4 protein-coding genes are annotated in these 3,139 nt (G+C 31.8%); all 4 read right to left on the reverse strand.

Features of this window, described 5'->3' with window-relative positions:
• Positions 1-212: 212 nt before the first annotated feature.
• Positions 213-815, reverse strand: coding sequence for a hypothetical protein (locus ACVC3Y_RS00405; protein WP_452225765.1), 603 nt, complete (start codon positions 813-815; stop codon positions 213-215).
• A gap of 156 nt (positions 816-971) precedes the next feature.
• A complete protein-coding gene (locus ACVC3Y_RS00410; protein WP_452225766.1) occupies positions 972-1,526 on the reverse strand; it encodes a hypothetical protein in 555 nt (184 codons plus the stop codon).
• Positions 1,527-1,677: 151 nt separating this feature from the next.
• Complete coding sequence (locus ACVC3Y_RS00415) at positions 1,678-2,163, reverse strand: pyridoxamine 5'-phosphate oxidase family protein (RefSeq protein ID WP_452225767.1); 486 nt, start codon at positions 2,161-2,163, stop codon at positions 1,678-1,680.
• 175 nt (positions 2,164-2,338) lie between these two features.
• Positions 2,339-2,998, reverse strand: coding sequence for a hypothetical protein (locus ACVC3Y_RS00420; protein WP_452225768.1), 660 nt, complete (start codon positions 2,996-2,998; stop codon positions 2,339-2,341).
• Positions 2,999-3,139: the final 141 nt, after the last annotated feature.

Below are 3,139 nucleotides of genomic sequence, written 5' to 3' on the forward strand. Positions count from 1 at the left end.
GTTCCAACTCTAGGTTTGTCACTTAAAAGTAAATATTTGTGTTCCTTCATTTGTTGGTTTGGTCAAAGTTGTTGCTAACGTTTATGTATAAGAATAGTTGCGGGTTTGTATGCGAGGATTTTCCGAAGGAAAATCAGACGTAACAAACACGCAACGACATTTTGATTAAGCACCAAACCGCAATTATTTTTATACTGTGTTGGCAATAGTTTTTATTTTTCAAGTTTCGCTAATTTTAAATTTATTCGAACTATTATTCTATCAAGAGCATTTTTCTCGTCATATTCTTGAATTTTGTTTATTATATCTTGAGCATCACAATTTTGGGTTATTTTAATGTCATCAAGGTTTTCTTTAGTAATTTTATCCAATAAACTTTCTATCATTTCAAGCATTGCTTGAAGATTTCCATACTCGTCAGATTTTGAATAAAGTCTCGCTGACTTTAAGAAATTCCATAATGCTGCATCATAATTTTTGCTTGTCATAGATTTTTGACCTTGAAGATGCAGTAGTTTTGCGTTTGATGCATTATCTATTTTATCTATCTTTTTCTCAAAATCCTTAATTTCTTCTTTTAAAATATCTTTAATATCTTCCTTAATACTTTCTTTAAGAGACTCAATTTCTTTTTTGAATTTGTTTTCTAACTTTTCTTCACTAACTTTCAACTGTTTCTTTTGGTACCATTGAATAATTAATGGTATAATAATTCCAACTATCGCAAAAGCTATAGAACCTATAATAATTAATTTCTCCCAAGCAGAATTGTAAAATTCATTGACTTGGTTTAATAATTCGTAATTTTCTTGCATTCTGGGTGTTTTTTAAATTATTGCCAACGGTCTTGTGTATGCTTTGTTGCGTGTTTAAGCACCTAAGTTAGCAAATAAAAACCGAATAGAAAATCCGCGAGGATTTTCGTAAGTAGGCGAGAACTAGCCATTAATTATACACGTTGTTGGCAACAGTTACTTTAATTCCGTGTGTTTTATTAAATATTCCGAAAACCATTTTAGATCATCTATAACATATTTCTCATTTTCATCGTCAAATCCGAGTATTTGATGTTTTCTTTCATCTTTATCGATTAAATACAAATTTCCTTCATAAGTTTCTTCACCAACTTGTTCAGCTGAATATTCGAAATCCAATATGTTTTTTGCATCAAAAGTATATTGTCCAAATTCGTTTTTGATTTTAATAACTTTATATTCTAAAGTTTTTAAATTATCGTTTGCTTGTTTTTTAGAACTTACTCTGGAAAGATTGAAAAACCCAGTTCCGAACAGAAAAATAATTGCTGCAATGATTTTCCCACGATTTGCTCCTATAAAATCAAAATCACTCAAAATTAATAACAAGCAAATTCCAATAGCTGCAATTATTGGGAATGCAACAAGTCCGAATATCATTGAATAATCAGTTTTAGGTTTTCCAATTATAATTATTCCATTTTCATTAGAATAGGAAATTTTATGTCTCTTTAATTTAGATTCTAAAATCGTTGTATTTGGGTTTGTCATAATTGTTGCCAACGTGTTTGTGTATGAAAAGTTGCGTTTTTTGTGAGCGAGGATTTTCCGCAGGAAAATCAGACGTAACAAAAGTGCAACGATCTTTATTTAAGCACTAATGTAGCATTTTTTTATACACGATGTTGGCAACTGGCTTTTCTCAAAGTTTATCGGTCATTTTACCAATATTTATTTTTTCCGCTTTCGTGAATTTTATCTCTCTAACGTATTCCATTTTTTTCCACAAATATGTATTTCCTTTCAGTCCGTTTGTCACTTTCATTCGTCGGTTTAGTCGGCTAATTTCTTTCTCGGTTGCTTTCCGTTTTATTCCAAGTACGCCATATAGCTTTATCGCTGGATAATCAGAAAACACACCTTTAAACAACGATTTTATCCAAAAAAATCTTCCGCTATTGACTCCTAAAAGACAGACGTTTGGATTTTTCTCTGCGTGTTTAGGTAATTTTGAAGGGAATTTTTCAAAATAAAACCCAGTCTGATTATCATTCAGAAACATTGAGCCAATCGGTGTTACTGTCGGATTATTTTCGGAATCAACTGATGCAACTGAAACATAAAAATTCGAGCTGAAACTTTTATTAAAGTGCTTTCTTATTTTATTCCATTCAGCTATTAGTTCCATTGTTTTGATGTTATTCTATCGGTTTTTTTAGCTTGTTGCCAACGGTCTTGGCTATGAGTAGTTGCGTGGTTTAGCACTTAACTTTACAAGTACACACCAAGTTGGAAATTCCGCAGGAATTTCCAAAGTAGGCGAGAACAAGCAATTACTTATAGCCATTGTTGTGCGTTCGTTTTTATTTTTCTCCAACCCAAATTTTCCCTTTTGGTAATAAATAAATCGTGTCTTTATTTCCATTTGGACTTTCAATTTCTTTATTCTTATAATTCCCTTTTTCCAATTTGGTCAAAAGTCTTCTGTCGGAATAACTGTCTTCAATTCGTTCGTATTGGTCAATTGGCCAAAGCAAATCACTTTTCCAATAAGGTTCTTCGTCAACTTTCGGTTGCCATTTAAAATCAGAACTCAATTGATTGGTAAATGATGAGTCATTTGGCTTAAAATCCGCTTTCTCAAATATGTTTTCGTAATACTCAATCTTTTCGTCAATTGCGCATACGACTTGTGATTTAGAAATCCTTGGTTCGTACAACCATATTTTTAAATAATACGGTTTGCTTAATTTATCCAATTCAGTTTTCCAACTGTTATAGATTTTTTCAAGTCCGTTGAGAATATCTTTTTTCGCTTTTCCTTTCGGTTCAGGAATCTGGCTGTCGGTCAAAGTCAGATTGTCCCAAGGGTCAACATAAACTTTTGCATATTCGTATTTATGTTCATTCAAGTGCTTAACATTGAGTTCCAAATATTCATTTATCCAATTTTGAATATTAGCAACTTTTCGTTTTAATCCTCTTATTTTCTTGTATCTCACGGTTTTTCTTAAATGACGCACAACGGTTTAGCATATGGTTTGTTGCGTGATTAAGTCACTAAGTTAGTAAATAAAAACCGAATAGAAAGTCCGCGAGGACTTTCGTAAGCAGGCTAGAACCTAGCAATAAAATATATGCATTGTTGTACAACGTTTTTATTC

The organism is Lacinutrix cladophorae (genome assembly GCF_053604645.1).

Coding starts and splice junctions, on each gene's coding strand:
- ACVC3Y_RS00405 (WP_452225765.1), bottom strand. CDS start 815: ATGCAAGAAAATTACGAATTATTAAACCAAGTCAATGAATTTTACAAT.
- ACVC3Y_RS00410 (WP_452225766.1), bottom strand. CDS start 1,526: ATGACAAACCCAAATACAACGATTTTAGAATCTAAATTAAAGAGACAT.
- ACVC3Y_RS00415 (WP_452225767.1), bottom strand. CDS start 2,163: ATGGAACTAATAGCTGAATGGAATAAAATAAGAAAGCACTTTAATAAA.